We start from the raw sequence: 5,821 nt of genomic DNA on the forward strand, positions 1-5,821 counted from the left end.
CGGCGGGGACGCCTTCGATAATTCCTACCAGGGCCGGACCATGGGATTCACCGGCGGTTAACCAACGCAACATGGATTCAATACTGCCATGCATCGGCGGGCGGTTTAGCGCCGCGGGGCACCCACCGCGTCACACATCACATTTGTGACTTCCGCGGCGTCGGTGAAGCGATCGCCGGCGAACAGGCGCACCTGCTCCACCGCTTGGTAGATCAGCATTTCCAGTCCGTGGACCACCAGGCCGCCGCGGCGTTCCCAGGCGGCCGCCAGGGCGCTGGGCCAAGGGTCGTAGGCAACATCGAGCAACACGCGGCCGCTCGAGTCGGTTCCTGCCTCCGCCGCCAATTCGCCGGCCAGGGAGTCGGCTGCATGAGGCGGCAGCGTGCAGACCACTGTTCCGGCCTCCCGCAGCACCGCCGACGCCTGGTCCCAGCCGGCCAGGCGCAGCGGCATGCCGAAATGTTCGGCGATGTTCTGCACGCTGCCCGCCTTGGCCTGGTCCCGCAGGCACGCGGTCAGGCCGGACGGTTTGAGCTCGGCCAGCGCCGCGGCCGCTGCGGCTGCTGTGCCCCCGCCGCCGAGAATCACTGCCGGCAGGCCCTCGGCAGCACCGGCGTTCCGCAGTGCGCCCACGATGCCGGCGACGTCGGTATTGTGGCCGGACAGCGTCACCCGCCCCTGGCCGCCGTACTCCGGTACCACGGTGTTGAGCACGCCCAGCAGGCCCACCAGTTCACTGACGTGGTCCATCTGGCTGACCATCGCAGCCTTCAGCGGCATGGTCACGGACAGTCCGGCCCAGTCCCGCCCGGCCCGCAGGCGTTGGATGAACTGCGGGACCTGGTCCACCGTGACGTCGATGGCCCGGTAGCTGCAATCGAAGCCGATCAGCTCGTAGGCAGCCCGGTGCAGGGCAGGCGACCGCGAGTGGCCGATCGGATGGCCGAGCACCGCGGCCTGGTACTTCCCGGACCCGCGCAGGGCACCGGCAGGCACGCTGTCCGCAGGACAGGCGGTCAACTGCACCGGCCCGCTTCCTGCTTGCTGCACCACTGCAGGTATTCCTTGGTGTACGCGTTGTGCTGCGCCAGGGTTTCGGCGAACTTCGTCTCGCCGGTGTCCAGGTTGACCGTCACCCAGTAGTAGTAGGGCACGTCGGCCGGGTGGGCCGCCGCGTCGATGGCCGGTCCGCCGGGCGAATTGATCGGCCCGGCCGGCAGGCCGGTGTGCGCGTACGTGTTGTACGGGTTGGACTTGTCGGCCTTCTCCTCGGGCGTGATGTCGTAGCCCTTCCGGCCCAGCCCGTAGGTTACGGTGGCGTCGGACTGGATCAGGCCGTTCGTTTCCGTGTTGTCCGGCTTCAAGCGGTTCTGGATCGCACCCGCCACCGTGGCGTAGTCGGCTTCGCCGGCTTCGGCTTCGATAATGCTGGCGATGGTCAGCACCCGGAACTGCTCGTGCGGATCCTTGATGCCGTCGGCGGTCAGTCGCTCCTTGGTGTTGGCCACCAGTTCGGAGAGGATGTCCTTCGCCGTCGCTTCCAGCGGCCAGCGGTACTCGCCGGGGAAGAGATAGCCTTCCATGTTCCGGGCTTCCTTTGGCAAACCGAACTGCTGCGGGTTCTTGGCCAGTTCGGCGAACTCGGACGCTGGAATCTGCGTGCCCTTGCTTAAGACGTCGAAGACCTCGTCCTGGCGCAGCGTGCGGTTGATGGCAGCGTAGGAGACCTTCTCCCCCACGTCCTCCAACAAAATGGCGGCAGCGTCGGCGGCCGGCAGCTTGTACTGCATCTGGTAGTCGCCGGGCTGGACCTCGCGGCCCTCGGACTGGCTGGCCAGTTCGCCGAGGAAGATTTCGCTGTTGGAGACGATGTCCTGTTCCGCGAGGGAAGCTGCGATCGCAATGGGACCAGCGCCCTGTTCCACGGTGAAGGTCACCTGCCCTTCCCCGGGGCCGGCGTAGTCCTCGGGACCGCTGCCCATGCCCAGCAGGTTCTGCAGGAAAAGCACTACGCCCACCAGACCGGCGGCGAACACCGCGAAAACGGTCAGCATGATCATATTGCGCCGGCGGCGGGCGCGCTGCTTGCTGCGGACGGGGCGTTTCCGGCCGCGGGCGGGCTCTTCCTCGAAAAAGTCCAGCCGGCCGTCGTGGTACACCTGTCCGTCGTCCTCATAAACCCGGCTGTCGTCCACGCCGTCCCAGGCTTCTTCTGCAGTGTTGTCGTCCGCGGGGATGTCGACGGCAGTGTCGTCCGCGGGGATGTCGTCCACGGCAGTGCCGTCCGCCGGGTTGTCGTCCACGGCGTTGTCCCATTGGCCGGCTTCTGCCTCCATCCCGGGCTCATCGCTGAGGGCATCCGGTCCGGGCTCATGGGAACGGCCGCGTCCGTCCCGCGCCGGGACGTGCGGCTGGATGACGGTGGCCGGCTCCGGGTCGTGCCAACCTCCGGCAGGCTCGCCGGCACTGAGGGGCTCGGGTTGGTCCACGCCGGTCCCGGCGGCGCGCCCGGGAGCGCCAGGCTGGCCGGCCGTGTCGGGCCACGCTTCTTCCGTCGGCGCCTCCTCCCATTCGGGGACGGCGTCGTCGTCCCAGTACGGCGGGACGCTGTCGTCAAAGCGCGGGTCAGCGGCCTGGCGTCCGCGTGCGGCGCGCCGGGAAGGCAGGTTGTTCCAGTCGTCGGGGTGCATGCTCACGTTCCGGGGTCCCCGCTTCGGTCATCTCCGTGCGAAATCGTCGGCTCCTCATGGCTGGCATCCGGCTCATGGCTGCCGGCGGGCGGTGCGACAGGTGTCCCCACGTCCTGACCTTGGGCCCGTTGCATGTCAATGGCCTGCTGCAGTATACCCACTGCAGCCACCTGATCAACCACTTTACGATGTAGACGTGTGTCCATGCCAGCTTCCCGCAAACCGCGGTGCGCCGCAACAGTAGTCAGGCGCTCATCAATCAGGCTGACGCTGGCCGTGGACCCGTCCCTGGCCAGCGCCGCGGCGAGTTTCAGGGCATAGCCGCGGGCCATGTCCGTGGACGCCGAGTCGCCGCCCGAAAGCGTGCGCGGCAGCCCGACGAACACCTGGACTGCGTCCCGCTCGGCAACCTCGCGCACCAGAACCCTGATGTCGCTGTCCTTTTTGGCATCGCGCTTCAGGGTGCGCACCGGGGTGGCCAGGATCCCGTCCGGATCACAGCTGGCCACGCCGACACGCACCGCACCGACGTCGACACCAAGCTTGGTGCCGCGCGGATAATCGGGAGCAGACACGCCGGGCGGCCTAGCGGTTGGCGACCGCGGCGGTCACAGCGGCCAGGGCCTCGTCGATCTTGGTGGCATCGGATCCGCCGCCCTGGGCCACGTCGTCCTTGCCGCCGCCACCGCCGCCCAGCACGCCGGCAGCGGTCTTGACCAGGGCACCGGCCTTCACGCCGGCGGCGCGGGCCGCTTCGTTGGTCGCGACCAGGATCAGCGGGCGGCCGTTGGCCACCCCCGCCATCGCGACGGTGACCGGCTCGGTGCCCAGGCGGGCCCGCAGGTCCAGGGCCAGGCTGCGCAGGTCATCGGCGCCGCTGAGGTCGCCGGCGTTGTGCGCCAGCAAGCGGACTCCGGCCACGTCCTGTGCCTGCGAGACCAGCGCGCCGGCGGAGGCGGCAAGCTGTTCCTTGCGCAGCTTGTCCAGCTCCTTCTCCACCGACTTCAGCTTGGCCAAGGTGGCGGCGATCCGCTCGGGCAGCTGGGCGCCTGGCACCTTGAGCATTTCGGACAGTTCATTGACCAGCGCGCGCTCGGCAGCCATGTGGCGGAAGGCCTCCATGCCCACGAAAGCCTCCACGCGCCGGTTGCCCGAGCCCACCGACGCCTCGCCCAGCAGGGTCAGCGAACCGATTTGCGATGTGGCCTCCACGTGGGTGCCGCCGCAAAGCTCGCGGGACCAGGCGCCGTCGATCTCCACCACGCGCACCGTGTCGCCGTAGGCCTCGCCGAAGAGCGCCATGGCTCCCAGTTCGCGGGCCTGGGCCAGCGGCATCACGCGGGTCTGGACCTCGAAGTTGTTGCGGATGGCAAGGTTGGAAACCTCTTCGACCTCCGACTTGGCGGCGTCGGACAGGCCTTCACCCCAGGAGAAGTCGAAGCGCAGGTAGCCCGCCTTGTTGAAGGAACCGCGCTGCAGCGCCTCGGGGCCGAGGATCTGGTGCAGGGCGGCATGGATGATGTGCGTGCCGGAGTGTGCCTGCTCGCCGGCATGGCGGCGCTGCGCATCCACCGCGGCCTGCACTGTTGCGCCGGCGGGCAGTTCGCCCTCGCGGACCACGGCCTTGTGCACGCTCAGGCCCTTGACGGGCTTCTGCACGTCGAGCACCTCGACCACGAATCCGTCACCGGTGATCAGGCCGACGTCAGCGGCCTGGCCGCCAGCCTCGGCGTAGAACGGAGTGGCGTCGAGCACCAGCTCGATTTCCTCGCCCTGCCCGGCAAAACCACGCACTTCGCCGCCGCGGACAATGCCCCGGACCGTGGATTCGGTCTTCAGCTCGTCGTAGCCCGTGAAGACCGTCCCGCCCTCGGCCAGCATCTGGCGGAAGACGGTCACGTCTGCGTGGCCGAGTTTCTTGCCGCGGGCATCGGCCTGGGCGCGCTGGCGCTGTTCGGCCATCAGGGTGCGGAATCCGGCCTCGTCCACCTGCAGGCCGGCTTCTTCCGCCATTTCCAGGGTCAGGTCGATCGGGAAGCCGTAGGTGTCGTGCAGCGTGAAGGCGTCCTCGCCGGAAATCGGCTTTGAGGCAGCCTTGGATTCCTTGACGGCCTCTTCCAGCCGCGCCGTGCCGGAGGCGATGGTGCGCAGGAACGCCTTTTCTTCGGCGTAGGCGATCCGGCTGATCCGCTCGAAGTCCTCGGCGACCTCGGGGTAGGTACCCTTCATCGCGTCGCGGGAGACCGGCAGCAGGTCCGGCAGGCAGGCGCGTTCCACACCGAGCAGGCGCATGGCACGCACGGCGCGGCGGATCAGCCGGCGCAGCACGTAGCCGCGGCCCTCGTTCGACGGCGTCACGCCGTCGGAAATCAGCATCAGGGCGGACCGAACGTGGTCGGCCACCACGCGCAGTCGGACATCGTCCGTGTGGTGCGGATCGTCGTCGGACTCCGCGCTGGTGTACTCCTTGGCGGCAATCTCCGCCGCCTTGTCCAGTACGGGGCGGACCTGGTCCGTCTCGTACATGTTCTCCACACCCTGCAGGATCATCGCGAGACGCTCCATGCCCAGGCCGGTGTCGATGTTCTTCTGCGGCAGTTCGCCCAGAATTTCGAAGTCTTCCTTGCCGATGCCCGCACCGCGCTGGTACTGCATGAAGACCAGGTTCCAGATCTCGATGTAGCGGGTCTCGTCGGCGATCGGGCCGCCCTCAATCCCGTACTCCGGACCGCGGTCGTAGAAGATTTCCGAGCAGGGGCCGGCCGGGCCGGGCTGGCCGGTGGACCAGTAGTTGTCCTTCTTGCCCGACTTCTGGATCCGGTCCGCCGGGACGCCCACTTGGTCGCGCCAAATGGCCAGCGCTTCTTCGTCCTCTTCGTACACGGTGATCCAGAGCTTCTCCGGCGGCAGGCCGTAGCCGCCCTGCTCCACCGGGCTGGTCAGCAGCTCCCAGGCCATCGGGATGGCCTGTTCCTTGAAATAGTCGCCGAAGGAGAAGTTGCCGCACATCTGGAAGAACGTGCCGTGCCGGACGGTCTTGCCGACCTCTTCAATGTCTGCGGTGCGGATGCACTTCTGTACGCTGGTGGCGCGCGGGTACGGCGGCGTCTCGCGGGCGGTCAGGTACGGGA

General features: G+C 68.2%; 4 protein-coding genes. All 4 read right to left on the reverse strand.

All coding sequences use genetic code 11. The features are described 5' to 3' along the window. Window positions 1-105: 105 nt before the first annotated feature. The gene (locus AC5RWT_RS33560; RefSeq protein WP_494083991.1) at window positions 106-1,053 is read right to left on the reverse strand and encodes a shikimate dehydrogenase; all 948 of its coding nucleotides are present in this window, start codon (window positions 1,051-1,053) and stop codon (window positions 106-108) included. Beyond that, entirely contained in the window at window positions 1,017-2,690 is a 1,674-nt protein-coding gene (gene mltG / locus AC5RWT_RS33565) for an endolytic transglycosylase MltG (RefSeq protein WP_494083994.1), read from the reverse strand. The genes AC5RWT_RS33560 and mltG overlap by 37 nt, the downstream gene beginning before the upstream one ends. Before the next feature lie 2 nt (window positions 2,691-2,692). Continuing rightward, the gene (ruvX, locus tag AC5RWT_RS33570) at window positions 2,693-3,265 is read right to left on the reverse strand and encodes a Holliday junction resolvase RuvX (protein ID WP_494083992.1); all 573 of its coding nucleotides are present in this window, start codon (window positions 3,263-3,265) and stop codon (window positions 2,693-2,695) included. A gap of 10 nt (window positions 3,266-3,275) precedes the next feature. After that, on the reverse strand, window positions 3,276-5,821 hold a 2,546-nt coding region (alaS, locus tag AC5RWT_RS33575; protein WP_494083993.1), incomplete at its 5' end, for an alanine--tRNA ligase.

The sequence above is a fragment of the Arthrobacter sp. Dra40 genome (genome assembly GCF_059091905.1).